The organism is Corynebacterium sp. HMSC064E10 (genome assembly GCF_001812505.1).
In the GTDB taxonomy this organism is placed as follows: Bacteria; Actinomycetota; Actinomycetes; order Mycobacteriales; family Mycobacteriaceae; genus Corynebacterium; species Corynebacterium amycolatum.
Genome location: NZ_KV809173.1, coordinates 220582 through 246787, shown reverse-complemented (window position 1 = coordinate 246787; position 26206 = coordinate 220582). Strand labels below are relative to the sequence as shown.

The following is a 26206-nucleotide window of genomic DNA, read 5'->3' as shown; positions in this document are numbered from 1 at the left end:
ACCAGTTGTATTAGGGAAGTAGGGTTCGTTGAGCACGGTTGAGAACAACTCCGGGCAGGGCACTGCACGCGTGAAGCGTGGTTTCGCTGAGATGATGAAGGGCGGCGTCATTATGGACGTCGTTACTCCGGAGCAGGCCAAGATCGCTGAGGATGCCGGCGCAACTGCCGTGATGGCGTTGGAGCGCGTCCCCGCCGATATTCGCGCAGAGGGCGGCGTGTCGCGTATGTCCGACCCGGACATGATCGAGGGCATTATCAATGCCGTCTCCATCCCGGTTATGGCCAAGGCCCGTATCGGCCACTTTGTTGAGGCACAGGTTCTGCAGTCCCTCGGTGTTGACTTCATTGACGAGTCCGAGGTTCTGACCCCGGCCGATTACTCGAACCATATCGACAAGTTCGACTTCACCGTGCCGTTCGTCTGTGGTGCGACCAACCTGGGTGAGGCTCTGCGCCGCATCAACGAGGGCGCTGCCATGATTCGCTCGAAGGGTGAGGCCGGTACCGGTGATGTTTCCAACGCTGTGACTCACATGCGCACCATCCGCGCTGAAATTAACCGTCTGCGTTCTATGGCTCCGGACGAGCTCTACGTTGCCGCCAAGGAGCTGCAGGCACCGTACGAGCTGGTACGCGAGGTCGCTGAGACCGGTAAGCTGCCGGTCGTACTCTTCACCGCAGGTGGCATTGCAACGCCGGCTGACGCTGCAATGATGATGCAGCTCGGTGCTGAGGGTGTCTTTGTTGGCTCCGGTATCTTCAAGTCCGGTGATCCGGAGAAGCGCGCCAAGGCTATAGTCCAGGCAACTCAGCACTACGATGATCCGAAGGTCATCGCTGATGTCTCCCGCGGGCTCGGCGAGGCAATGGTCGGTATCAACGTCGACGAGATTCCGCAGCCGCACCGACTCGCTGAGCGTGGCTGGTAAAAATGGCTAACATCCGCGAGGTATTAGATCTGGAGCAGATTGACCGGGACATTTTCCGTGGCCCAGTCATTAAGTCAATCCTACAGCGCACTTTCGGTGGCCAAGTTGCCGGCCAGTCCCTCGTCGCGGCGACGCGCACGGTGGGTAATACCTTCGCGGTGAACTCCCTCCACGCCTACTTTGTAGGCCCGGGCCGCCCCCATATCCCGACGGTGTACATGGTCAAGCGAATTCGCGATGGCCGGTCTTTCTGCCACCGTTCCGTCGAAGCTGTGCAAGATGGCCGTACGATTTTCGTCATGCAGGTCAGCTTCCACCGTAAGGGGGATGAGGGACTCGAGCACTCTGACGTGATGCGCAAGGTGCCAGATCCTGAAGATGTGGTCACCGACACCTCTGAGATGACGAACACACGTCGTCTACTAATGCGCGAGTGGGCGGACTGGGATATCCGGGTAGTGCCGGATGATCAGTTCGAACACAACAAATACACCCCGTCTCAGCAGCTGGTGTGGTTCCGGTGCAAGGATCGCCTGCCGGATAACGAGACCTTCCACGTCTGCACGCTGGCGTACATGTCGGATATGACTTTGCTGTCATCGGCACTCGTTCCGCATCCAGGCGTTGAGGTCCAGGAAGCCAGCCTCGACCACGCGATGTGGTTTATGCGTCCGTTCCGTGCGGATGAATGGCTGCTCTACGACCAGATTTCACCATCAGCGCATGCGGGTCGCGCACTGACTCACGGTCGCATTTTTAACCAAAAGGGCGAGCTCGTGGCCGTCGTCACGCAGGAAGGGCTGACCCGAAGCCTGGCCCCGGGTGTCGAGCCCGTGCCAGTGGCGACGAACTTCGATGCTCGCAGTGAGAACCTAGATTAATGACACAGGAAACAATCGGTATCCTCGCTCTTCAGGGCAACGTTGCCGAACACGGATATGTCCTTGACCAGCTCGGCGTCCCGCACCGAAAGGTGCGCTTGCCCCGTGACCTGGAGGGACTTAGCGGCTTAATTTTGCCCGGCGGCGAGTCCACGACCATGAGCAAGTTGATGGTCTTCAATGAGCTTGAAGGCCCGCTGCGGGAAGCTCTCCGCGATGGCCTTCCGGCATATGGCACCTGCGCAGGCATGATTTTGCTTGCCGACGAAGTGCTCGATACCCGTCCGGATGCCGTAAACCTGCGAGCGATTGACATCACGGTCCGTCGTAACGCATTTGGCCGTCAGGTGGATTCCTTTGAAACTGACTTGGATATCCCGCAGCTGGCGATTGGTGGTGACCAGTCGTCTGTGCACGCCGCCTTTATTCGCGCCCCATGGGTCGAGCGTGTCGGCGACGACGTTGAGGTGCTAGCGCGGGTGCCAGAATCGGCTGGAGAGACCGCCGGTACAGTGGTCGGAGTACGGCAGGGGGCTGCGATGGCCACCAGCTTTCACCCGGAGTCGACGGGGGAGACTCGGCTCCACGAGTTCTTTTTGCGAGAGCTTGTCGGAATTTAAATCCCCAGTTTGTATAATGAACACCTGACTAATTCCCAGCTATATGGGTATTGACGAGAGGATTGGTAGGAACTAGCACATGTCGGGTCATTCAAAATGGGCAACCACAAAGCACAAGAAAGCTGCTAATGACGCCAAGCGCGCCAAAGAGTGGGCAAAGATGATCAAGAACATCGAGGTCGCGGCTCGTACCGGCGGCGGTGATCCTGCTGGTAACCCCACCCTCGATGACATGATCAAGAAGGCCAAGAAGGCCTCGGTTCCCAACGACAACATTGAGCGTGCCCGCAAGCGTGGTTCCGGCGAGGAGTCCGGCGGTGCTGACTGGGAGACCATTGTCTACGAAGGCTATGCACCTGGTGGCGTCGCTTTGATTGTGGAGTGCCTGACGGATAACCGTAACCGTGCTGCTTCCGATGTGCGCTCGGCGTTCAACAAGAACAACGGCAACATGGCGGACAACGGCGCCGTGGCGTACCTCTTCGAAAAGAAGGGTGTCGTCGAGTTGCCGAAGGGCGAGCTGACCGAGGATGACCTGCTCATGGCGGTTCTCGATGCCGGTGCAGAGGAAGTCAACGACCTGGGTGAAAAGTTCGAGGTTGTCTCCGCCTTTACCGATCTGATGAATGTCCGCACCGCTCTTGTCGATGCCGAAATGGAGTACGACTCCGCAGATCAGGACTACCGCGCTTCTACCACAGTCGCTCTCGATGCTGACGGCGCACGCAAGCTCTTCCGTCTGATTGACGCTCTCGAAGAGTCCGACGACGTGCAGAACGTCTACTCGAACGCCGACATCAGCGACGAGGTCATCGCCGAACTCGACGACTAGGCGTTTTTTGTCGACGGTTCTGCTGACTGGCTTCTCGGCGTTAAAGGGTGCCCGTGGTAGGGCAGTCGGCAACGCTGAATTGCTCGGCGAGCTGGTGTCAACAGGAAGTCCCCATCGGAAAGCAGTCCGATGGGGATTGGTTTTTTATGGGCGTCCTAGGAGAACCACTGAGTCGGAGGTCCGGCCATCAGCAACAGTGTGAAGACCACCGCGAGAACAATCAAGATGACGAACGCCGAGATAAAGGGGCGACGAATAATCATGGCGAGTGCCCACTCGAATATGCCCTGTGGCTCCTCGGATTCGTCGGTAAAGCGCCAGGGCCGATCCAGAAGGCCTGCCTTCAGGGTGTTTCGTTCAAACGGATAGGTTGCGAATGGAATGATAGAAGAGGCGAGGCCGATGACACCGCGGCCAAAGCTCCACTGCTGGTTGATCCACACCATGATGGTGGTGACTACGTAGCACAGGAACGTAAAGCCGTGGATGGTGCCGAAGATAGTGGTGGCGGCGTCAGTGACTTTGAACAGGTACTTCAGCGCCAGGCCTAAAAGCAGCAGAGCCCACGTGACCATTTCAGCTGCAGCGAGAACGCCGTAGAGCTTCTTCGGTGAATTCATGGTGTTAAACGTATCAGAACCAACGGTTGGTACTCCTTCTAGCTACGATACAAACAGCTGTTCGAAATATGGTATTAGTGGAGGAGTGAATTATCGAGCTGGATCTCTGCGGGTGATGGGCATCGACCCTGGCCTTACTCGTTGTGGTCTCTCCATTGCGGAAGGTACTCAGGGCAGGAAAGTCATTCCCATTGCTGTGGGGGTCGCCCGCACACCAACCACGGCGTCGTTGGAGGATCGTCTTTTACGGCTTTCCAATGCCGTGGAGCAGTGGATGGATGAGTACGAGCCGGACGTGGTTGCGATGGAACGGGTATTCGAACGCGGCAACGTGTCCACCGTGATGCAGACGGCGCACGCGGTTGGTGTCCTTGTCCTCGCTGCGGCGAGACGCGGCTTGGAAGTGCATATGTACACGCCATCGGAGGTAAAGAAGGCGCTCACCGGCAACGGTCGAGCTGATAAGAAGCAGATGACCATGATGGTGACGAGAATCCTTGGGTTGGAAACTCCGCCAAAACCTGCAGATGCAGCGGATGCTTTGGCTATCGCTATCTGCCACTGTTGGCGTGGTCCGGTTCTGCAACGCCAGCGCGACACCTTGGCTGCGCTTGCGAAGCAGCACGAGGAGCGGGAGTTGGAGCTTTCTCGCCGTGAGAATCCCTCGCGGTAGGGGAGCTTGCTAGAGAACACTTGTGAGTTCGGCGTTTATCGCGGTGTCTTCAGGGAAGCCGTAGTGAAAGGAATTGTGAGAAGTGATTGCATCTCTTCGCGGTGAAGTTATCGACCTCGGTGCGGACTATTGCGTTATCGAGTGCGGTGGTGTCGGGCATTTGGTCACCATTACAGGCAGGCTAGCTTCCCAGTTGGTGAGGCATGAGCAGACTTTTATGTTGACCACAATGGCGGTTCGTGAAGACGCGATTACGCTCTTTGGTTTTGCCAATTCACAGGAACGTGAGATGTTTGCGCTCCTGCGCACTGTCTCGACGGTGGGGCCAAAGGTCGCGATGTCTGTTCTTTCGGTACTGTCGCCGGCGGAGATTGCCAATGCGGTCGCCTCAAAGAATGCGAAGGCCTTGCAAGCAGCTAACGGCGTCGGCAAGCGATTGGCGGAGCGCCTGTTGGTTGAATTGAAGGATAAGGTCGAGGTTTTCGCGGACAGGGCGGTATCGCCGCCGGAGGAAGCTGCAAACGGAGCAGCACCTGGCCTTGTTTTGAAGGCAGATCTGGATCAGGTCGTTGGTGCTTTGGTCGGGCTTGGGTTCCCGGAAGTTGACGCGAATGAGGCAGCGGAGACCGTTGTTCGGATTGATCCGACCTTGGATACTTCAATGGCGCTGAAGGCGGCGCTAAAGACATTGGGTGACAAGTAAATCCAGGTCGAGGACCTGCAGCTACATTGATGATGAAAATTGGCAGTGCACTAGGATGAGGGGACTATGAGCGATATCGAGCGCACGGAGTTTAACGTGTCGGGCAATCCCTTCAGGGACTCTTTAGGTGGGGAAGCCAACGACCATTTTGGCGGTGGTGGAAATGGTGTACAACGTGATGTCGATGCCCGCGCTCAGGTCGAGGAAGCCGATGCGGAATCGAACCTGCGACCAAAGTCGTTAGGGGAGTTCATCGGCCAACCCAAGGTCCGCGAACAGCTGGATTTAGTGCTTTCCGGGGCACGGGGGCGAAATGTGACTCCGGACCACATTCTGTTGTCGGGACCTCCCGGGCTGGGTAAGACCACCATGGCCATGATTATTGCGCAGGAGATGGGGAGCTCCCTGCGAATGACCTCCGGTCCGGCGCTTATTCGCGCTGGCGATTTGGCAGCAATGCTGTCGAACCTGCTCGAGGGTGATGTCCTGTTTATCGATGAGATTCACCGCATTGCCAGGCCAGTGGAAGAAATGCTGTACATGGCAATGGAAGATTTCCGTATTGATGTCATCGTAGGCAAAGGGCCTGGAGCTACGTCGATTCCACTCGAGATTCCACCATTCACGTTGGTCGGTGCGACGACGCGCTCGGGTATGCTGACTGGCCCACTGCGTGACCGCTTTGGTTTTACCGCGCAGATGGAGTTCTATGAGGTCGAAGATCTGACAAAGGTGGTTACCCGTGCCGCTGGGATCCTCGGGGTAGACATCAGCCCGGAGGCTGCAGTGGAGATTGCGTCGCGTTCGCGCGGTACACCGCGAATTGCCAACCGCCTGCTGCGTCGCGTCCGCGATTTCGCCGATGTCCACTCCGGTGGCGTTATTGATCTTGGTGCGGCCAAGGCGGCATTGATTGTCTTCGATGTCGATGAGCTGGGGCTCGACCGTCTGGATCGGGCAGTGCTGACGGCCCTGGTCAAGGGGCACGGTGGCGGCCCTGTGGGCGTGAATTCCCTGGCGTTGGCAGTGGGTGAGGAGCCCTCGACTGTGGAAGAAGTGTGCGAGCCCTACCTGGTCCGTGCCGGGATGATTGCACGTACATCGCGCGGACGCGTGGCAACTGCCCGAGCATGGCGGCACTTGGGGCTGCAGCCCCCGGAGGGAACTATCGGAGAATAGCTTTCTCATCGACCCGCCCGGGTCAGTGTGGAATTGCTAGCTGGCAATTCGTTAAACTCGGCAGACATGAATCAAACTATTCTCCTCCTACTTATTTTCTTGTTCCTGGCGCTGCCAATTTGGCAGATCATCAAGCAGAACAAGCAGGTGCGCACCATCCGGGACATGCAGGATAAGTTGGCCCCGGGCGCGGAGGTCATCACCGGTTCCGGTATGCATGGTGTGGTCGTTGATGCGACCGAAACAACCGTCGACCTAATCATCGCTGACGGCATCGTGACCCGTTGGGAAAAGGGTGCCATTGCCCGCAACCTCACCACCGGTACCGGAGCTAGCTACGCTCACCGTGATCGACGTGGCCGTGTTTCCGATGCGCCAGATGACCACGTCGGCGATGTTCAAGAAATCACCGGCCACGGCCCGGCTGACAATAAAGCTTCGGACATCAATGAGCAGGTCGAGAACCCGAATACCCCGAGTAATCCGGATACCTCGGATCCAGACGGATCCACTTCCACCGAGAAGCAGTAGCAGTTTTCGTACGCCCACGCCCTGCCGGTTTGCATGCATCCAAGCTGTAGCGTGCGCCGTGGGGCTACGGGCGCGCCCCAGGTTTCGCCGTCGGCAAGCGTGGGCAAGATTTTCACTAAATAGGTACAAGTCAAAACCGGCGCAGGCCGCTAAATCGGTTATTCTCGAGCGGTTGGTGTTTATAGCTTTGCTTAGCGACGCCCGCAATGCCCCTGCCTGGTATCGCGCGAGTTCGCGGTGTGGTTATAGACATGCGTTTCTTCCCGAAGCGCTTAAGTACCTAAACGTCACGATTCAGGAGACTTTGCTTTGAACAGCAAATCCAGATCCGGTGCGAATACATTCAAGAGGAACTGGCCGCAGTGGCTGTTGGCACTGTTTGTTGGCTTCCTCATTCTTACGTACGCACTCGTCTTTTTCACCGGCGGCGGATCAGCCAAGCCAAAGTTGGGCATCGACTTGCAGGGTGGTACCCGAGTAACCCTGGTACCGCAGGGCGAAAAGCCGACGCGCGATCAGCTGGACCAGGCTCGCAAGATTCTGGAGAACCGCGTAAACGGCATGGGCGTCAGTGGCGCTCAAGTTGTCACCGACGGTGACACGCTGGTCATTACCGTGCCGGGTGAAGACTCACAGGAGGCGCGTACGCTCGGCCAGACCTCGCAGCTCTTCTTCCGTCCGGTAGAGCAGCCCACGCAGGGCCCTGATGAGGCTGCCTTTGGCGAGGTAGTTAAGAAGACTGCTGAAGATTGGGTGTCAGTCGGTGTCCTGTCGAAGGAGGATGCCACCAAGCGCGTCGATGACCTGTACAAGGACATGAATGAAACGCAGAAGCGTGCAATTGATGCCTTCAAGGAACAGAACCCGGACCAGCCGGTCCCGGAGGAATTGTCCACGTCGCTGGGCGAGGCCCCGAAGCTGGACGCAACGGCTCCGGCAAAGCCGGCGAACTCGATTGAAGCGGCAGAGCTGCGTACGAAGGTTCGTGACGTGCTGTTGGCGACTCGCCAGTCCGAAGATCCAACGACACAGTTTGCAGCCGCTGCGCTAATGACCTGCGATAACCGCGATGCAGTTGATTCGCTACAGGGTGCCGATGACCCGGCCAAGCCGCTGGTGACCTGTGCGCCAGAAGGCGGTAAGGCAATCTTCCTGGGCAAGGCTCCGCTGCTGATTGGGCAGAACGACGAGGCCAAGGGCCAGCGTCTGTCCGGTGACGCTATTGATACTAACGCGCCGATTACCGGTGGCTACGATCAGCAGTCTGGTCAGATTCAGGTCTCCTTTAGCTTCAAGTCCGGTAAGAACGACACCGGCGCTCGCACATGGACCAAGTTGACCAATGACTACCTGCAGCGGCAGGTCGCTATCGTGTTGGACTCGAAGGTCATTTCCGCCCCGGTGATTCAGGAGGCAACCCCGGTCGGTTCAGCTACTCGAATCACGGGTGATTTCACTATCGATGAGGCACAGGCGCTGGCGAATAACTTGCGTTACGGCGCACTGCCACTGTCCTTCGCAGGTGAGGACGGCGAGCCGGGCGGTACCACTACGACCATTCCAGCCATGCTGGGGTCGGCCTCCCTGGAGGCCGGTCTGCTTGCCGGCATTATCGGTATTGCTCTGATTGTCGTCTACGCAATCGTTCTTTACCGAGGCCTCGGAGCCATCTCGCTGGTTTCACTGGCAGCAGCTGGTGCGATGGTCTACGGCGTGCTTGTGCTGCTCGGTCGCTGGATTGGCTACTCACTCGATCTCGCTGGTATCGCCGGTATCATCATTTCCATCGGCGTGACAGCTGACTCCTTTATCGTCTTCTTCGAACGCATTAAGGATGAGATTCGTGCGGGTAGGACATTCCGCTCTGCGGTACCCCATGCTTGGCGACGAGCACGGCGTACGATCCTGTCGGGTAACTTTGTGTCCATCATTGCGGCTGTGGTCCTCTACATCCTGGCTGTTGGCGATGTGCGTGGTTTCGCATTCACGCTTGGTCTTTCCACGGCATTCGATATTGTGACCGCCTTCCTGGTGACTGCGCCACTGGTCATTCTGGCTACTCGCAAGTGGCCGGCACTGTCCAAACCATCCATGAACGGCTTTGGTTCAGTCATGGAGGTCGCTAACAGGAACAAGTCCGTAGCTACCGGTAAAAAGGCTGTCACCTCCAATGCAGCCGCCAGTGCAGTTGCCGACACCGGTTCGGCTGACTCCGGCGCGAATGAGGGGAAGTAGGAATCCATGAATACTACTCAGACGAATCCGGCGCTGACTAGTGAAAATGACGCGGCTAACGAGGACTCATTCTTCCGCCGCCTCTACACCGGCGAGGGTGGAATCAATATCGTCGGTAAGCGGAAGCGCTGGTACCAGATTGCGATTGCCGTCATTGTCGTTGCGTTAGCATCGATGCTGATTCGAGGGTTCAGCTTCGGTATCGATTTCGAGGGCGGCACCAAGATGACTATGCCGCCTGCGTCAGTGACGACTGAACAGGCTGAGGAGGTCTTCACCGACGCCACCGGCGTCAAGCCGGAGTTGGTGCAGATCATCGGTTCTGGCGAAGGCCGCATTCTGGAAATCACCTCAGAGAAGCTGACCCAGGGCGAGATTAATGATGCTCGCGTCGCACTGAACGACGCATTCAAACCCGTCGACGCACAGGGGGAGCAGACCCCGGATGCGATTGGTGACTCGACCGTTTCGGAATCGTGGGGCTCGTCGATTACCAACCGCATGCTGCTGGCTGCAGTAGTGTTCTTGGGCTTGGTATTCGCCTACATCACTATCCGCTTCGAGCGTGACATGGCCATTTCTGCCATCCTCGCCCTGGCCGTGGACGCAATCGTGATTATGGGCATCTACGCGCTGATCGGCCTTGATGTCACCCCGGCCACCATTATCGGTCTCCTGACCGTGCTGTCGTTCTCGCTGTACGACACCGTCGTGGTCTTCGACAAAGTCGACGAGAATACGGCAGGATATCGTTCATCGACACGTAGAAGTTACGCCGAGCTGGTGAATCTGGCTGTCAACCAAACCATCATGCGTTCTATAAACACCACAGTGTCGACGCTGCTGCCAATCCTGGCACTGATGATTATCGCCGTGGGCATGCTGGGTGTCGGTACGCTGAAGGATTTGGCGCTGGTTCAGCTCATCGGCATTATTCAGGGCACGTTCTCCTCGATTTTCCTGGCTTCGCCGCTGTTGGTAACGCTCAAGTCGCGTCAGCGTGAATACCGCAAGCATGACGAGGCGGTACTGTCTGCTCGCGCAAAGGCATCTGAGCGGGCCGGATCGGACACCGATTCCGCCACTGCTGATGTCGCGGAGGACTTGGGCGCGAAGGAATCGTCTGCAAGCGAAATGGAACAGTCGACGCCGAAACGAACGGTGAAGACCCCGAAGCTTAAGGGCGATGAAGACAAGCCGCTGTCCTGGCGTCCGGGGCAGTAGGAGGTAGCACCTCCCAGTGGTTCGGGTGAAACTACTTTAAAAGCGCATTGTGCGGGTATCGTTGACAGGTACCCGCACTTTTTCTTTTTGCCGAAAAGGAGCTTAAACCTGTGTCGTATGCACACGCGCGTGAGGCATTAGCTGATCAGATTCGGTTTGTGCCCGATTTTCCAGTTGAGGGCGTACTGTTCGAGGACCTGACGCCGGCGCTTGCCGACGCCACGACGTTCGCCCTGCTTGTGGACGAGATTTCCGCCAAGGTGGAAGAGTTCGGGGCCGATATTATCGGCAGCCTCGATGCGCGTGGATTCCTGCTGGGTTCTGCGGTGGCATACAAGCTCGGACTGGGAGTGCTCGCTATTCGTAAGAAGGGCAAGCTCCCACCACCTGTGCTGACGGAGACCTATGAACTGGAATACGGTACGGCCGCGCTTGAGATTCCGGCTCGTGGGTTTGAGCTGAAGGGCAAGAAGGCCGTACTTGTCGACGATGTGTTGGCAACTGGTGGCACCCTGTGTGCAGCTCGCGCCCTGCTAGAGACAGCTGGTGTCGAGGTGACCGGGCTGTGCACCGTGCTGGAGGTTGAAGGCCTGGGCGCTCGGGAGAAGCTTGCTGATCTGCCTCTGTACGTGGTTAATAAGGGGTGAATGAGCCATGGCTGAAGGGCCCGCACGCCGTTATGGTGCTCGCCTAGCGCGAAGCCTTACCGGAAACAGAACGAAGACCCGCCCGGTGCTAGATCCCCTTGTCGCGGTGCATCGGCAGGTGCATCCGCGCGCGGATTTAGCTGTGCTTCAGCGTGCCTACGATACCGCCGAGCGCCTTCACGACGGCGTGTACCGGAAATCCGGCGAGCCATACATCACTCACCCGCTTGCAGTCGCCACTATTGCCGCCGAGATTGGTATGGATACCACCACGCTGGTGGCGGCGCTGCTGCATGACACGGTCGAGGACACCGATTACACGCTGGAGGACCTGGAACGGGACTTCGGCCCAGAGGTCGCGCGCCTAGTCGACGGCGTGACCAAATTGGACAAGGTTGCGTTGGGCTCCGCCGCCGAGGCAGAGACCGTGCGAAAGATGATTATCGCCATGAGCCAGGACCCGCGCGTGCTGGTTATCAAGGTGGCTGACCGGCTGCATAACATGCGCACAATGCGTTTCCTGCCGCCGGAAAAGCAGGCTAAGAAGGCCCGCGAGACCCTCGAGGTGATTGCACCCCTGGCGCATCGTTTGGGAATGGCCAGCGTGAAGTGGGAGTTGGAAGATCTCTCCTTTGCCATTTTGTACCCGAAGAAGTACGACGAGATTGTGCGTTTGGTCGCAGACCGAGCGCCGCAGCGGGACCGGTACATCCAGGAAGTCTCCGAGATGATTCAGAAGGATCTGAAGGAGTCTCACATTGCTGCTGAGGTACAGGGCAGGCCGAAGCACTACTGGTCGATTTATCAGAAGATGATTGTCCGCGGCCACGAGTTCGACGAGATTTTTGACCTGGTCGGACTTCGAGTTCTGGTGGACACGACCAAGGACTGCTACGCCGCCATGGGCGCCGTCCACTCGCTGTTCAAACCCATGCCGGGGCGATTCAAGGACTATATTTCCGCGCCGCGCTTCGGGGTTTACCAGTCGTTGCACACAACGGTCATTGGTCCAGGTGGGGCCCCGCTAGAAGTGCAGATTCGCACCCATGAGATGCACTACAACGCTGAGTACGGCATTGCCGCACACTGGCGCTACAAGGAAACAAAAGGCTCTCATAAGGGAGATTCCGCCGAAGTCGATCAGATGGCGTGGATGCGTCAGCTGCTGGATTGGCAGCGCGAGGCCGCAGATCCTAACGAGTTCCTGGACTCGCTGCGCTATGATCTCTCAGTCACTGAAATTTTTGCGTTCACGCCGAAGGGTGATGTCATCACTTTGCCCGCGGACTCCACGCCGGTCGACTTTGCCTACGCGGTCCATACTGAGGTTGGCCACCGGTGTATTGGTGCCAAGGTCAACGGCAAGTTGGTGGCGTTGGAATCACCGCTAAAAACCGGTGACCGCGTCGAGATTTTCACGTCCAAGGATGCCCATTCTGGTCCGTCCAAGGACTGGGAGAAGTTCGTTAAAACTCCCCGTGCGCGGGCAAAGATTCGCCAGTGGTTTGCCAAGGAGCGACGCGAGGAGGCACTCGATGCCGGACGCGATGCGCTGGCGGCAGAGGTACAGCGCGGTGGTCTGCCGATGCACCGCCTGTTCACTCCGGCGTCCATCAAGCAGATTGCCTCCGAGCTGCACTATGCGGATGTCGATGCGCTCTATACCGCGATTGGTAAGGGGCAGGTATCGGCTCAGCATGTGACGCACCGTCTGATGGCGCAGTTCTCGAGCACAGACGATGCAGAAGAGCAGTTGGTCTCGCGCACTCCGATTTCGAAGATGAGTGTGCACAATACTCCGCGTCGCGCCGACAGCACCGGCGTGCTTGTGGAGGGCAGTGCGGATATGGCTGCCAAGTTGGCCAAGTGCTGTACACCGGTGCCTGGCGATGCCATCTTTGGTTTCGTCACCCGCGGTGGCGGTGTCAGCGTGCACCGCACGGATTGCACCAATGCGGAAAAACTCCACCAGGAGCCCGAGCGCATTATCGAGGTCTCCTGGGCAACAGATTCCTCCGGGGCGGTCTTTATGGTTACGGTGCAAATCGAAGCACTTGACCGTCACGGACTGCTCTCGGAGATCACTCGCGTCTTCTCTGATCAGAAGGTCTCAATCCTGTCGACGTCCTCCCATACCTCCGATGACCGCGTTGCCGTAATGCGTTTTAGCTTCGAGGTTTCGGACACTAAGCAGATGGGCTATATCTTCAACATTCTGCGCGGTGTCGAGGGAGTCTTCGATGTCTACCGCATTACTTCTGGTCAGTAGCCGGTTTATCAGCGCATCGATATGTGAAAAGGGACGAGGCCACGTTGGCACTAAGAAAGGGCCAAGGCGCAAACACCTTGGCCCTTTTAAGTCACTGATTTCTCAATCAGTTAGTTGAGTCGACTACTTGACTTCCGCCTTCTCAATACGGACTTCCTTAGCTGGCTTACCGTCAGAGGTACCGCCACCCTCGATACCATTCTTCGCAATGTCCGCAACCGTCTTGGTGCCCTCGTCAGTCATGGAGCCAAGCACGGTGTACTGCGGTGGCAGCTGAGAATCTGCCCAGTTGAGGAAGAACTGGCTGCCGTTGGCATCCGGGTCGCTCGGGTTTGCCATGGCGATAGAGCCCTTCGGGTACACCAACGGGGTGTTCTGATCCAGACCGGAATCCTTGACCGGCCACTCGCCAGCGAACTTGAAGCCCGGGCCGCCGCTACCGGTACCAGTCGGGTCACCACACTGCAGAACGTTCAGGCCACCACCGGTAATACGGTGGCACACGGTGCCGTCGAAGTAGTTGGACTTGGCCATGTGCTCAATCGCATTGACACCGCAAGGTGAAATAGCGCGGTTCAGCTCCATCGGAATGTCGCCCTGGTTAGTCTTCAGAGTGATGGTTACAGTGCCAGTGGCGGGAACTTTGTCGGTAGCTGGCTTATCGATATCCTTCGATGCCTCGCCATCATCCGGGTAGTCACAGGTCACGGTTTCCGGAAGCGCGGAAGAGCGCTTCATCGGAACCTTTTCACCGCTGACGGGAGTAGCTGTCAGAGCTGCAGGTTCGACTGGAGTCGTGGATTCATCAGCGGCCTCATTGTCGTCAGCGCCGCCAGCCGTGGTCAGCAGGTAGATTCCGCCACCGATAAAGAGCAGGATAGCCAAGGTGGTTACGACAACACCCAGTGGCTTCAGCTTCTCGGCACGTGCACGGCGCTTAAGTTCGCGCTCGAGCGTCCGCATCGCATCTTTGCGCCTTTGCTCATTATTGGCCACTAGTCTCTCTCCGTATCTGTTAGTCATCGATTGCCGGTGACGGCACACCAGCGGACGGTTTTGCCCATAGATAGTGACCGAGTTTGAGGTGAAAGCTCAGTCGGTCACCGTCGCGTACACAATCGACCATTATGCCCGGAGTCGGTTCTCATTTGCGAGATGACAGGCCAAGTCGGCATGGGAAAGGGCGTTCCGCTTTAGCACGTAGAGCTTCGACAGCTTCTTTGATGCCGACACCGGGGTGTTGGCGACGGTACTTCTTCACCTTCTCCGGCGTGATGCAGCTCTTACTTCTGCCTGTGCCTTCGACAACGCGACTACGACAACGGCGAGTTAGACTCCTCGCACCCAGGCTTATTGCGGCTGACATGAAAAGGATGAAGGCCAGTCGCGGATAACCTGCTAGAGCCGTTCCCACAGCTGTCAGGATGAAAAAGGTGATAGTGGCTGAGTACGTAATCTGCATAAAAGCTTCCAATCGTCAGTTCCAATTGCCAAGAACAGTTCTACGAGTTTCGCCACCTATCAGCCGTCGTTTTAGCGGGAACTTAACAGCGTGATAAATGAACCCAGCTCGAGCCAAGCAGACACTCGATAGAATGTGCGCTATGGAGATATTTGGATTTGCAGCCGGCCCTTTTCAGACCAACTGCTACGTGGCAACAGGCGCTCCGGAGATGGACGATTTGGCTACCCCGTGCGTGATTATTGACCCGGGCATGGGAGCGTTCGAGGTAATACGCGGCGAGGTTGAAAAGCGAGATTGGAAGCCGGAAGCAATTCTGCTGACCCATGGTCATATCGACCACGTCCGCGATGTCGCGGAGGCCGCCGACTTCTGGGATATCCCTGTCTTCATCCACGAAACCGACAATGTGTTGCTGGCCAATCCGAAACTCGGCGGTTCTTCTTTCGGACACCTCTTTGACATCGAGTCCATGCAGGCTTATACGAAAGCCGATTTCTTCGAGGATGGCGACGAAGTAAAGTGGGCAGGGTTGAATTTCGAAGTCATTCACGCACCGGGTCACTCACCGGGGTGCGTAATGCTGCGCGCTTCCGATGGGGAAGATGAGATTATCTTCAGCGGGGACGTCCTCTTTAAGGGGGCTATCGGTCGCGTAGATTTACCGGGCAGTAGTCCGGAGCACATGCAGCAGTCGTTGAAGGATAAGGTTCTCCCGCTGGCGGATGACCTCATGATTCTTCCGGGCCATGGCTCCGCATCGTCGATAGGCGAGGAGCGCGAGACCAACCCCTTCCTGCAAAACCTCATCTAGCCTGGCTGACACGTCGTGAGAGTTGGCAGGTAGAGTTAGCGGAGTGAACTCTAGCCAGAAGCCAAAGAAGTTGAAGCCATTCTCCGCGCCCAAGGGCGTGCCGGATTACGTCCCGCCGGTCTCCCGCGAATTCGAGGCGGTGCGAAACTCATTCCAGCACCGTGCACGACTTGCGGGCTATGAGCACATTGAGCTGCCAATTTTCGAGGAAACCGGGCTTTTTGCACGCGGCGTAGGTGAATCGACGGACGTCGTCACCAAGGAGATGTACACGTTCGCCGACCGCGGCGACCGCTCGGTCACCCTGCGCCCGGAGGGTACCGCGGGCGTGATGCGCGCGGTCATTGAGCACAATCTCGACCGCGGTCAGCTGCCGGTCAAGCTGTCCTACGCTGGTCCTTTCTTCCGATACGAGCGTCCACAGGCGGGCCGCTACCGTCAGTTGCAGCAGGTAGGCGTAGAGGCAATCGGCGTCGATGATCCCGCGCTGGACGCTGAGGTCATCGCGCTTGCCGACGCATGTTTCCGCGGCATCGGCCTGGAGGGTTTCCGCCTTGAGTTGACCAGCCTCGGTGACAACACCTGTCGTCCTGAATATCGTGCTAAGCTGCAGGAATTCTTGTTTGACCTGCCGCTGGATGAGGAAACACGTCACCGTGCAAACATCAACCCGCTGCGTGTTCTCGACGATAAGCGACCGGAAATGCAGGAAATGCTCACTGACGCGCCACTGATGCTGGACCACCTTTCTGACAGCGCTCGCAATCACTTTGAAGTTGTGACTGGACTGTTGGATGACATGAAGGTGCCCTATGTCATCAATCCTCGAATGGTGCGGGGGCTGGACTACTACACCAAGACGTGCTTCGAGTTTGTTCACGACGGCCTTGGTGCTCAGTCGGGTATCGGTGGCGGTGGTCGCTACGACGGCCTGATGGCGCAGCTCGGCGGCCAAGAGCTGTCCGGAATTGGCTTTGGTTTGGGTGTGGATCGTGCACTGCTCGCGCTGGAAGCCGAGGGCAAGCAGGCTAGCGACGGTCGACGCGTCGATGTGTATGGTGTTGCGCTCGGTGAAGAAGCCGCTCACACTATGGCGGTGCAGATCAATAAGCTGCGCCAAGCGGGTATCCGCGCGGATATGTCCTACGGTGGCCGCGGGCTGAAGGGTGCAATGAAGGGTGCCGATCGCGCTGGAGCCCGATTTGCGTTGGTTCTCGGCGAATCTGAATTGGCTGCGGGCGAGGTTCAGCTGAAGGACCTCGAGTCCCACGAGCAGCACGCGGTGGTCCTAGATGCGCTGGTTCAGGAGTTGCAGTCGCGCATCTAGGAAACGCGCATTTGTTGAGTGCGGAGTCTAGCTGTAGACACCGCGCTCGAGAGTGTCGCACTGAGACATCTTTCCTGACTTGTAGCCGGTGAGGAATGCCTTCGTACGCTGCTCAGCTGAGCCATGGGTCCAGGAGTCCGGTTGAACACCACCGCCGGAATGCTGCTGGATGGTGTCATCGCCAATGGCCTTCGTAGTTTTGAGGGCATCGGCAACTTGCTCGTCGGAAAGCGGTTCGAGGATTGCGTCCGGCCCCTTGTCCGCGTAATGAGCCCAGATACCCGCATAGCAGTCTGCCTGCAGCTCAATCTTTACGGCATCGGAATCGGGGCCAGGCTCGTTGTAGTTACTGCGGCCGAGCGTACCCTCCAAATTTTGGATATGGTGACCGAATTCGTGGGCTACGACATACTCCTGCGCGAGCGGGCCGTTGCCTCCGCCCATGCGCTCCAGGGTGCTAAAGAACTCCGTGTCGAAGTAGGCCGTTTGATCGGCGGGGCAGTAGAACGGGCCGGTGGACGAGGACGCTGCGCCGCAGCCCGACCGAGTGGAGCCTTCAAAGAGGACTAGGCCTGGGTTCGTGTACCCGATGCCGGCCTGTGCGGGAAGCTGTTCTTCCCAGACTCGGTCGACCGAAATGCCGGTGAATTCCATCCGGCAATCGATGCGGCTGTTGGCATCTTCGCCGGTTTTACAGGGATCCTCACCAGGGGTTTGCTGTGCAGTCTGAGAGGACTGGTTGTTCTGGGCACCTGTCAGCTGTCCCAATTGTCCCGGGTCGCCGCCGAGAAGTAAGTACAGGCCAATGAGGACAAGGCCGCCGATGCCGCCACCGCCTACTGCAATAGCGCGGCCACCACCCGAGCGTCGCTCGGCACGAGCCGAGCTCTTTTGGAAGTCATTCCGGAAGGTCATAGGAGTAAGACTATTGCATAGGGTTCGGAAAACGGGCCATTGAATAGCGCTGCGTCAAAGTGTCCGTATGGAAGTCAACGTCAAGGCCTACAAAAATCTATGTCTAAGTGAGTACATGAAGCCCGAGGTAGACCCAAGGCGATGACCGGTAATAGGCAAAATAACCGGGGTCTTCTTCTCACCTTAATGGCTTCAAGGTAGACTACACGGACGAAACCGCTATCCACAGCGTTAATCCCTATAGCACCAATTTTGGAAGGACCAATTCGCAGTGCTTCGTACGCATCTTGCCGGAGACCTCCGCGCTGACCTCGCCGGCAGCACAGTAACCCTGACCGGTTGGGTAGGACGCCGCCGTGACCACGGTGGTGTGATCTTCATTGACATGCGTGACCGCTCCGGTTACGCCCAGGTTGTGTTCCGCAACAGTGAAGTTGCTGAGCGTGCACACCACCTGCGCAGCGAGTACTGCATTCAGGTCACCGGTGTCGTTGAGAAGCGCCCGGAGGGCTCCGAAAACCCGAACCTGGCATCGGGAGAAATTGAGGTCAATGTTACGGAGCTGACCATCCTCAACGAGTCGGCGGCATTGCCGTTCCAGCTCGAGGACGTTGGAACTTCTGGCACTGTGGGCGAAGAAGCTCGCCTGAAGTACCGCTACCTAGACCTACGCCGTGAAGGCCCGGCCAAAATTATGCGTCTTCGTGCGGCTGTCAACCGCGCAGCACGTAAGGTGCTGGACAGCCACGACTTTACAGAAATCGAGACTCCGACGTTGACTCGCTCTACGCCGGAAGGCGCTCGTGACTTCGTAGTGCCGGCTCGTTTGAAGCCGGGCACTTTCTATGCACTGCCGCAGTCCCCTCAGCTGTTCAAGCAGCTGCTTATGGTCGCTGGTATGGAGCGCTACTACCAGATTGCCCGCTGCTACCGCGATGAGGACTTCCGCGCTGACCGCCAGCCAGAGTTCACTCAGCTCGACGTTGAGATGAGCTTCGCCGAGCAGGACGATGTCATTGCGCTGGCAGAAGAGATTCTGGTTGCTATCTTCGCCGAGGCCGGTGTCACTGTTCAGACTCCGATTCCACGCATGACCTTCAAGGAGGCCATGGAGAAGTACGGTTCTGACAAACCAGACCTGCGCTTCGACATTCCGTTGGTGGAGTGCACTGAGTTCTTCAAGGACACCACTTTCCGTGTCTTCCAGAACGACTACGTTGGTGCAGTTGTTATGGACGGTGGCGCATCGCAGCCTCGTCGTCAACTCGATGCTTGGCAGGATTGGGCCCGCCAGCGCGGCGCGAAGGGCCTGGCCTACATCCTCGTCGGGGAGGACGGCACTCTGGGTGGCCCGGTTGCCAAGAACATTACTGACGCAGAGCGTGAAGGCATCGCGGTGCACGTCGGCGCAAAGCCGGGTGACTGCATCTTCTTCGCTGCAGGTGATGCTAAGAGCTCCCGTGCACTGCTGGGTGCTGCTCGTGGAGAGATTGCCAAGAAGCTCGGCCTGATCAAGGAAGGCGACTGGGCATTCACCTGGGTCGTCGACGCACCGTTGTTCGAGCCGGCTGCCGACGCTACCGCTTCCGGTGACGTTGCCCTGGGCCACTCCCAGTGGACTGCTGTGCACCACGCCTTCACCTCGCCGAAGCCAGAGCACATGGATACCTTCGACAAGGATCCGGGCAACGCACTGGCTTACGCCTACGACATCGTCTGCAACGGTAACGAAATTGGTGGCGGCTCCATTCGTATTCACCGCCCAGATGTCCAGAAGCGCGTCTTCGATGTTATGGGCATCGGCGAGGAAGAGGCACAGGAGCAGTTCGGCTTCCTGTTGGACGCTTTCCAGTACGGCGCTCCGCCGCACGGTGGTATCGCATTCGGTTGGGACCGTATCGTTTCCCTGCTGGCCGGCGTTGACTCCATTCGCGATGTTATCGCCTTCCCGAAGTCCGGTGGCGGCGTTGATCCGTTGACTGACGCCCCGACTCCGATTACCGCTCAGCAGCGCAAGGAGACCGGTATCGACTTCAAGCCGAAGCCAAAGCAGAAGGCAGACGCCGCTAAGGCAGCAGCCGACGCAGGCGACAGCAAGTAAACAAAGAAATCACATTGCGAGGAATGTGCTCCGCCACTCCAGCGTGAACAGCGCGAGCGGGGTCGATTCCTCCTAACTAAGGCGGTACGGGCCACAACGCGACATCCGTATCGCCTGACTGAAACTGGCTCATTGAAAGGGCATTCAATGGAGTACTCGGACGACGCTGCAGCAGAAGTTGACAGTGTAGTTAAAGATGCAGAGACACTGCTTTCCGCACGATTCGGCGGCACTCCAGTGTTGTCGGATCCAGAAGTACTTACAGGCCAGTCAAACGCTCTTGTTGTCCGCGTACGGGTCGCCACAAATCCCTTTATGCAGGAGCGCACGGTCGTCGTAAAGCAAATTCCTACGATGACTGAAGGTGTCGATCCCGCCGTTTTACGGGAAGTCGTGGCGTACCAGTTCATCAATACGCTGCCTGACGACGTTCGCCCGGGGCCTCAGCTTCTTGCTTACGATGTTTCAAAGCAGCTATTGGTTCTCAGCGACGTCGGTGTCGTGGACACTCTTGCGGACGTACTCTTTCGTGGCGATGAAGAGCGTCGATTGCGCGCGTTCCGCAGTCTCGGCGCGTCGCTGGGCCGGATGCATATTCACACGCATACTCGCGAAGAGGGGTTTGAGACCCTGCGTCGTCGTATGTGGGTGAAGAACAAGGTCGATCGTGAGGCTCTCGAGGCGCGTGACCACGGCATTGTGTCGGGGATTCGCTTTGGCATGCGAGCTATTGAAGGCTCCGGCATTCCTGTTCCCGACGCTGTGCGCTCTTTCGGTGAGGATGCTGCTCGTCGAATTGAGAAGGGCACGCATAGGGCGTTTACTCCGTTTGACCTCGCCCCGGACAACATTCTGCTGGCGGACAAGGTCCAGTTCCTCGACTATGAGTGGGCTGGTTACCGCGATGTCATCTTCGACGTGGCCAGCGTCGTCGCAGGCTTCCCGCTGCACGTTTTCGTGGAGCGCCCATCGGAGGCAGAGGTCGACGCATTTGTCCGTGCATGGATGGAAGAGATTCGTGACCATTGGTATCGCGACACGAGCGACCGCCGTATGATGGCGTTCATTGCTGCGGCTTTGCTCGGTTGGTTCTTCATCTCCGCAACGGTTTCCGTCTTCGGTTCTCCGAAGCAAGCGCTGTGGGTGGGGCATGAAGGACGTACGGACCTGAAGCCGGAAGTTGGTGGCTCAGCATTGGAGCGACGCGACATGGCTAACACAGCTCGCGCCATTGCGCAGTTCGCCCATAGATGTGAGGACGATCGTGCCGACGAGCTGGAAAAGTTCGCACATGCTGTAATTGATTTCTTAGAGCAAGAGGAAGGCTAGGGCATACGTGGCGGATCCGAATAAGCTGCCGACAGGCGGTGCAAACGGCTCCGCCGATGACGCTCCAGGGCTTTTCGACGAGCCTTCGATTGCCGGCCCTGCGGCGGCCAAGAGCCAAGGTCGGGGTGCAGGGCCAGCAAGCACTGGCCTGAACTCCGATGCGAACACCTATTTCCACCCAGGTGCACATGCGCCATTGGCTGTTCGGATGCGACCGCGAAACCTGGATGAAGTCGTTGGTCAAGACCACCTGCTAGCACCCGGAGCACCGTTGCGCCGTCTGGTCGAGGGGGGCGGCGACACCTCCGTTATTCTGTTTGGCCCTCCTGGAACTGGCAAGACCACTCTTGCCAGTTTGATTTCCGCGGCGACCGGTCGACACTTTGAAGCGCTTTCCGCGCTTAATGCCGGGGTGAAGGAAGTGCGTGCGGTTATCGATACTGCTCGTCGCACGCTCGTTAATCAGGGCATTCAAACGGTGCTCTTCATCGACGAGGTGCACCGCTTCTCTAAGACCCAGCAGGATGCCCTGTTGGGTGCCGTGGAAAATCGGATTGTCCTTCTCGTTGCGGCAACGACGGAAAACCCATCCTTCTCAGTGGTGTCCCCGCTGCTCAGTCGATCACTGTTGTTACAGTTGCAGCCACTGGATGACGAAGCCGTCGGCACGCTCATTGATCGAGCACTTACTGATGAGCGCGGCCTCAATGGTCGCGTCAGTATGACAGACGATGCACGTAATCAACTCATTGCGCTGGCAGCTGGTGATGCTCGTCGTTCCCTCACGTACCTCGAGGCAGCCGCAGAAGCCGTAGCCGACGGTGAGCAGATTACCTCTGAGTCGCTTGCCAATTCGATCAACAGGGCCGTGGTTCGCTATGACCGCGATGGCGACCAGCATTACGACGTCACCAGCGCGTTTATTAAGTCCGTTCGAGGGTCTGATGTCGATGCTGCCCTGCACTACTTGGCGCGGATGATTGAGGGTGGGGAAGACCCTCGGTTTATTGCCCGCCGAATCGTAATTCTGGCTAGCGAAGACATCGGTATGGCAGACCCGACAGCACTGCAAACCGCCGTCGCCGCGGCGCAGGCCGTTGCCTTGATAGGCATGCCGGAAGCCCGGCTGACGCTGGCGCAGGCCACGATTCACTTGGCCACGGCACCGAAATCCAATTCGGTCATAAGCGCAATCGACGGGGCGTTGAAGGATGTTCGTTCCGGGAAGACCGGGCCGGTGCCACCGCATTTGCGCGACGGACATTACAGCGGGGCTAAGGACCTTGGTCACGCGGTGGACTATATCTACCCGCACAATGACCCCATGGGTGTCGTTGCCCAACAGTATCCACCAGATCAGTTGGTGGGCACTGATTATTTCGTTCCATCCAATCATGGTCGTGAAAACGGCATGGCTGAGTACCTCGGACGCATTCGCCGAATTATCCGGGGGAGCCGCCGGAAATCGAAGTAGGCGAGATCGGTCGGGATCTACGGGGTGCCGGTGGGGTGGTTTTAAAGTTGCTCGAACCGAGCGGGTAGACTGCTAGTTTTGTATTAAACATCTCGGACGCTCGACGTGAAACGAGGAAGTAGAACACCGTGCAGACTCATGAAATTCGAAATCGCTTCATCCAGCATTTCGTAAAGGCGGGACACACCGAGGTCCCCAGTGCCTCCCTGGTTTTGGATGACCCGAACCTGCTGTTCGTTAATGCCGGCATGGTGCCGTTCAAGCCCTACTTCCTCGGCAATGAGACTCCGGACTTCTCCACCGCGACCTCGATTCAGAAGTGCGTGCGCACACTGGACATTGAAGAGGTGGGTATCACCACCCGCCACAACACCTTCTTCCAGATGGCGGGTAACTTCTCATTCGGAAATTACTTCAAGGAAGGTGCCATCACTCATGCATGGAGCCTTCTGACTGGTGCTGTTGAGGACGGCGGCTTTGGCATCCCGGCTGGGAAGCTGTGGGTAACGGTTTTCCTCGACGACGATGAGGCCCATGACATCTGGCACGAGAAGGTTGGTGTACCGGAGGAGCGCATTCAGCGCCGAGGTATGGCGGACAACTACTGGTCCATGGGTGTACCTGGCCCGTGTGGTCCGTGCTCAGAGATTTTCTACGATCGCGGCCCGGAGTACGGTGCTGATGGTGGCCCAGAGGCCGACGAGGATCGCTACATCGAGATTTGGAACCTCGTCTTCATGGAAAACGAGCGTGGCGAAGGAACAGGCAAGGACTCTTTCGAGATTCTTGGCCCGTTGCCGAAGAAGAACATCGATACCGGTATGGGTATCGAGCGTGTTGCTTTCCTGCTGCAGGGTGTCGACAACGTCTACGAAACTGACCTACTGCGTCCGGTTATCGACGAGGCTGAGCGGCTCACCGGTTCGAAATACAGCTCGAACCACCAGGACAACATCCGTTTCCGCGTCATCGCTGACCACAGCCGTACCGGCTTGATGCTGATGCTCGACGGCGTCACTCCCTCGAACTCCGATCGTGGCTATATTCTGCGTCGCCTTCTGCGCCGTATTATCCGCTCTGCGCGCTTGCTCGGAGCTAACGGTCCAGTGCTGGAGAAGCTGATTGGTATCGCGGCCGAGACCATGACCCCGTCGTACCCAGAGATCGCGGAGAACTGGAACCGTATTCGCCGCGTCGCCGTCGCCGAGGAAAAGACCTTCACCAAGACTCTGTCCGCTGGTGAGGAGCTGTTCGAGCGCGCGGCCACCAAGGCCAAGGCAGAGGGTAAAACCGTTCTATCCGGTCACGATGCCTTCACCCTGCATGACACCCACGGCTTCCCAATCGACCTGACCATCGAGATGGCCGAAGAAGCTGGCCTGACCATCGACCGCGAGGAATTCGATCGCGAGATGGCTGAGCAGCGTGCGCGTGCAAAGGCCGACAGCCAGGCAAAGAAACAGTCGCACACCGACCTGCACGTCTACCGCGAGTTCATCGATGAACACCCGACGTCCTTCACTGGTTACGATCGGCTTGCCGACGAATCCACGATTCTCGGCATCATTGCCGATGGCCAGAAGCAGGCGTTTGCCGCAGAGGGCGATGAGATTGAGGTTATCCTCGACCGCACTCCGCTCTATGCCGAGGCCGGAGGTCAGCTGGCTGACCGTGGTCGAATCGTGACTGATTCCGGCGCTGTGGTCCACATCAACGATGTCCAAAAGGTGGGCAAGAAGCTGTGGCTGCACAAGGGCATCGTCACAGCCGGTGAGTTTACCCCGGGCGTCTCCGCTGAAGCTTTGGTAGACGAGCAGTGGCGTCACGGTGCTCGTCAGGCGCACACTGCAACTCACCTGATTCACGGTGCTCTGCGTCAGGTACTGGGGGATACTGCAACTCAGGCTGGTTCCATGAATAAGCCGGGCTACCTCCGTTTCGACTTCAAGTACGGTGAGCAGCTCACACCGGAACAGCTCCGTGAGATTGAGCAGATTACCAATGAGGCTGTCGACAACGACTGGGCTGTCAATACTGCCGAGATGCCGTTGGAAGAGGCCAAGGCCGCTGGTGCCATGGCATTGTTCAACGAAAACTACGGCGACATCGTCCGCGTTGTCGAGGTCGGTGGCCCGTTCTCAATTGAGCTGTGTGGCGGTACCCACGTTTCGCATTCTTCGCAGATTGGTCCGGTAGCTGTGCTGGGCGAGTCCTCTGTCGGATCGGGCGTGCGCCGTATTGAGGCCTACTCGGGTATGGATTCCTTCCGCTACCTGTCCACCGAGCGTCTCCTGGCTGAACGACTGGCCACTGAATTCAAGGCTCCGTCTGCTGAGCTGCCAGACCGCATCGCAGCATTGGCTGAGAAGCTCAAGGCTGCAGAGAAGCAGCTCGCTGATTTCAAGGCCGGACAGCTGCTGGCCAATGCCGCATCTCACCTGGAGTCCGCTCGCACCATCGGCGATGTTACTTACCTCGGCCTTAAGCTTCCCGACGGTACGGAGATGAAGGACATCCGTTCGCTGGCTAATGACTTGGCGAAGCGTCTTGCGGATCGCCCAAGCGTTATTGCGTTGATTTCCAACGCTGGCGGCAAGGTTCCATTTGTGGCCTCGGTTTCGGATGAAGCCGTCAATCGCGGTATTAAGGCCGGCGATTTGGTGAAGCTGATGGGCGCCGAGGTCGGCGGCAAGGGCGGCGGTAAACCGGCAATGGCACAGGGCTCCGGCTCTGATGCCTCCGGTATCGACGCAGCATTGGCCGCTGTTGAGGCCGAACTGTCCAAGTAGTCAATTAACGGCTGTGCTATCGGAAGAGCAGTAAACAATGGCTAAGCCCCGCATTGATACCCCCGGTCAGGATGATCCCGGTTGGGGTCGGCGGCTCGGAATCGACGTCGGCGATGTCCGCGTTGGTGTCGCAGTCTCTGACCCCGACTGTATCCTGGCGACCCCGGTTGAAACAGTCACTCGAGCAACGGGGCGAAAAGATCCTGACGGGCCGGATATTGACCGGCTCGTGGGACTCGCCACTGAACTTGAGGTCGTCGAGATTGTTGTCGGGATGCCCCTTATGCTCGACGGCACGTTCGGGACTTCTGCGCGGAAAGCTACTGACGTTGGATTCCGGCTGCAGCGCCGACTCGGTGACCGAGTCGTAGTGCATTACGCCGATGAACGGATGACGACGGTAATGGCTCAATCAAGGCTGCACGCAGCAGGTATTGATGTTAAGTCCGGGCGGAAGATTATTGACCAGGCTGCGGCAGTAGAAATTCTACAATCCTGGTTGGACAGACGGGCAAAATCTTTGGACGAAAATACCGACTAGGGGCACACAAAAGTTACCGAAAGGTGACAATTCACCCACCTTTGCGCAATTATTAAGTGTGTAATATCTGAGCACGTTTCTGCGTGCATGGGATTTGAAAAGTTGAAGT

At 57.8% G+C, this 26206-nt stretch carries 22 protein-coding genes; 19 read left to right on the top strand and 3 right to left on the bottom strand.

Translation table 11 applies throughout. The annotated features are described in order from the left end of the window. Nucleotides 1-28: 28 nt before the first annotated feature. The 4 genes from pdxS to HMPREF2860_RS02850 all read left to right on the top strand — a co-directional run bounded on the left by pdxS (nucleotide 29) and on the right by HMPREF2860_RS02850 (nucleotide 3264). Nucleotides 29-931 (top strand): pyridoxal 5'-phosphate synthase lyase subunit PdxS, encoded by a 903-nt coding sequence (pdxS, locus tag HMPREF2860_RS02865; protein ID WP_005511452.1) that lies wholly within the window; start codon nucleotides 29-31, stop codon nucleotides 929-931. Nucleotides 932-933: 2 nt separating this feature from the next. Continuing rightward, the gene (locus HMPREF2860_RS02860) at nucleotides 934-1812 is read left to right on the top strand and encodes an acyl-CoA thioesterase (RefSeq protein WP_016422678.1); all 879 of its coding nucleotides are present in this window, start codon (nucleotides 934-936) and stop codon (nucleotides 1810-1812) included. Then, a complete protein-coding gene (gene pdxT, locus HMPREF2860_RS02855) occupies nucleotides 1812-2432 on the top strand; it encodes a pyridoxal 5'-phosphate synthase glutaminase subunit PdxT (RefSeq protein WP_016422679.1) in 621 nt (206 codons plus the stop codon). Before HMPREF2860_RS02860 ends, pdxT begins: the two co-directional genes overlap by 1 nt. 79 nt (nucleotides 2433-2511) lie before the next feature. Then, nucleotides 2512-3264, top strand: coding sequence for a YebC/PmpR family DNA-binding transcriptional regulator (locus HMPREF2860_RS02850; protein ID WP_005511479.1), 753 nt, complete (start codon nucleotides 2512-2514; stop codon nucleotides 3262-3264). Between the two features lie 155 nt (nucleotides 3265-3419). Here the strand turns inward: HMPREF2860_RS02850 and HMPREF2860_RS02845 are convergent, their stop codons facing one another. Continuing rightward, a complete protein-coding gene (locus tag HMPREF2860_RS02845; RefSeq protein ID WP_038628868.1) occupies nucleotides 3420-3884 on the bottom strand; it encodes a DUF3817 domain-containing protein in 465 nt (154 codons plus the stop codon). Between the two features lie 115 nt (nucleotides 3885-3999). On the opposite strand from HMPREF2860_RS02845, the gene ruvC reads away from it, so the two are divergent. The 8 genes from ruvC (at nucleotide 4000) to HMPREF2860_RS02805 (ending at nucleotide 13345) form a co-directional block, all read left to right on the top strand. Then, nucleotides 4000-4557 (top strand): crossover junction endodeoxyribonuclease RuvC, encoded by a 558-nt coding sequence (gene ruvC / locus HMPREF2860_RS02840; RefSeq protein ID WP_016422681.1) that lies wholly within the window; start codon nucleotides 4000-4002, stop codon nucleotides 4555-4557. Between the two features lie 82 nt (nucleotides 4558-4639). Then, a complete protein-coding gene (gene ruvA, locus HMPREF2860_RS02835; RefSeq protein ID WP_038628870.1) occupies nucleotides 4640-5260 on the top strand; it encodes a Holliday junction branch migration protein RuvA in 621 nt (206 codons plus the stop codon). 66 nt (nucleotides 5261-5326) lie between these two features. Further along, nucleotides 5327-6439 (top strand): Holliday junction branch migration DNA helicase RuvB, encoded by a 1113-nt coding sequence (gene ruvB, locus HMPREF2860_RS02830; protein WP_016422683.1) that lies wholly within the window; start codon nucleotides 5327-5329, stop codon nucleotides 6437-6439. 66 nt (nucleotides 6440-6505) lie between these two features. Further along, on the top strand, nucleotides 6506-6970 hold the full coding sequence (gene yajC / locus HMPREF2860_RS02825; protein ID WP_038628871.1) for a preprotein translocase subunit YajC: 465 nt from the start codon (nucleotides 6506-6508) through the stop codon (nucleotides 6968-6970). A gap of 309 nt (nucleotides 6971-7279) precedes the next feature. Beyond that, the gene (gene secD, locus HMPREF2860_RS02820) at nucleotides 7280-9205 is read left to right on the top strand and encodes a protein translocase subunit SecD (RefSeq protein WP_038628872.1); all 1926 of its coding nucleotides are present in this window, start codon (nucleotides 7280-7282) and stop codon (nucleotides 9203-9205) included. Nucleotides 9206-9211: 6 nt separating this feature from the next. Then, nucleotides 9212-10429 carry a protein translocase subunit SecF gene (gene secF / locus HMPREF2860_RS02815; protein WP_038628873.1) on the top strand — a complete coding sequence of 406 codons (1218 nt, stop codon included), beginning with the start codon at nucleotides 9212-9214 and terminating at the stop codon, nucleotides 10427-10429. 110 nt (nucleotides 10430-10539) lie between these two features. Further along, nucleotides 10540-11076, top strand: coding sequence for an adenine phosphoribosyltransferase (locus HMPREF2860_RS02810; RefSeq protein WP_070432221.1), 537 nt, complete (start codon nucleotides 10540-10542; stop codon nucleotides 11074-11076). A 7-nt stretch (nucleotides 11077-11083) separates the two neighbouring features. Then, the gene (locus HMPREF2860_RS02805; RefSeq protein WP_038628875.1) at nucleotides 11084-13345 is read left to right on the top strand and encodes a RelA/SpoT family protein; all 2262 of its coding nucleotides are present in this window, start codon (nucleotides 11084-11086) and stop codon (nucleotides 13343-13345) included. A 123-nt stretch (nucleotides 13346-13468) separates the two neighbouring features. On the opposite strand, the gene HMPREF2860_RS02800 is transcribed toward HMPREF2860_RS02805, so the two are convergent. Then, the gene (locus HMPREF2860_RS02800; RefSeq protein ID WP_210386745.1) at nucleotides 13469-14341 is read right to left on the bottom strand and encodes a peptidylprolyl isomerase; all 873 of its coding nucleotides are present in this window, start codon (nucleotides 14339-14341) and stop codon (nucleotides 13469-13471) included. Nucleotides 14342-14949: 608 nt separating this feature from the next. Here HMPREF2860_RS02800 and HMPREF2860_RS02795 point away from each other — a divergent pair. After that, nucleotides 14950-15621 carry an MBL fold metallo-hydrolase gene (locus tag HMPREF2860_RS02795; RefSeq protein ID WP_070628580.1) on the top strand — a complete coding sequence of 224 codons (672 nt, stop codon included), beginning with the start codon at nucleotides 14950-14952 and terminating at the stop codon, nucleotides 15619-15621. Between the two features lie 43 nt (nucleotides 15622-15664). Next, the gene (gene hisS, locus HMPREF2860_RS02790; protein ID WP_070628579.1) at nucleotides 15665-16948 is read left to right on the top strand and encodes a histidine--tRNA ligase; all 1284 of its coding nucleotides are present in this window, start codon (nucleotides 15665-15667) and stop codon (nucleotides 16946-16948) included. Between the two features lie 27 nt (nucleotides 16949-16975). Here the strand turns inward: hisS and HMPREF2860_RS02785 are convergent, their stop codons facing one another. Next, a complete protein-coding gene (locus tag HMPREF2860_RS02785; protein ID WP_070628578.1) occupies nucleotides 16976-17863 on the bottom strand; it encodes a KPN_02809 family neutral zinc metallopeptidase in 888 nt (295 codons plus the stop codon). Nucleotides 17864-18134: 271 nt separating this feature from the next. Here HMPREF2860_RS02785 and aspS point away from each other — a divergent pair, with 271 nt between their 5' ends. From aspS to ruvX, 5 genes are all read left to right on the top strand, one after another. Then, a complete protein-coding gene (gene aspS, locus HMPREF2860_RS02780; RefSeq protein WP_038628885.1) occupies nucleotides 18135-19964 on the top strand; it encodes an aspartate--tRNA ligase in 1830 nt (609 codons plus the stop codon). A 147-nt stretch (nucleotides 19965-20111) separates the two neighbouring features. Beyond that, on the top strand, nucleotides 20112-21293 hold the full coding sequence (locus HMPREF2860_RS02775) for a phosphotransferase (RefSeq protein WP_049180992.1): 1182 nt from the start codon (nucleotides 20112-20114) through the stop codon (nucleotides 21291-21293). A gap of 88 nt (nucleotides 21294-21381) precedes the next feature. Beyond that, the gene (locus HMPREF2860_RS02770) at nucleotides 21382-22767 is read left to right on the top strand and encodes a replication-associated recombination protein A (RefSeq protein WP_370643280.1); all 1386 of its coding nucleotides are present in this window, start codon (nucleotides 21382-21384) and stop codon (nucleotides 22765-22767) included. A 128-nt stretch (nucleotides 22768-22895) separates the two neighbouring features. Continuing rightward, nucleotides 22896-25556 (top strand): alanine--tRNA ligase, encoded by a 2661-nt coding sequence (gene alaS, locus HMPREF2860_RS02765; RefSeq protein WP_049180994.1) that lies wholly within the window; start codon nucleotides 22896-22898, stop codon nucleotides 25554-25556. 37 nt (nucleotides 25557-25593) lie between these two features. Beyond that, on the top strand, nucleotides 25594-26097 hold the full coding sequence (gene ruvX, locus HMPREF2860_RS02760) for a Holliday junction resolvase RuvX (protein ID WP_038628891.1): 504 nt from the start codon (nucleotides 25594-25596) through the stop codon (nucleotides 26095-26097). Nucleotides 26098-26206: the final 109 nt, after the last annotated feature.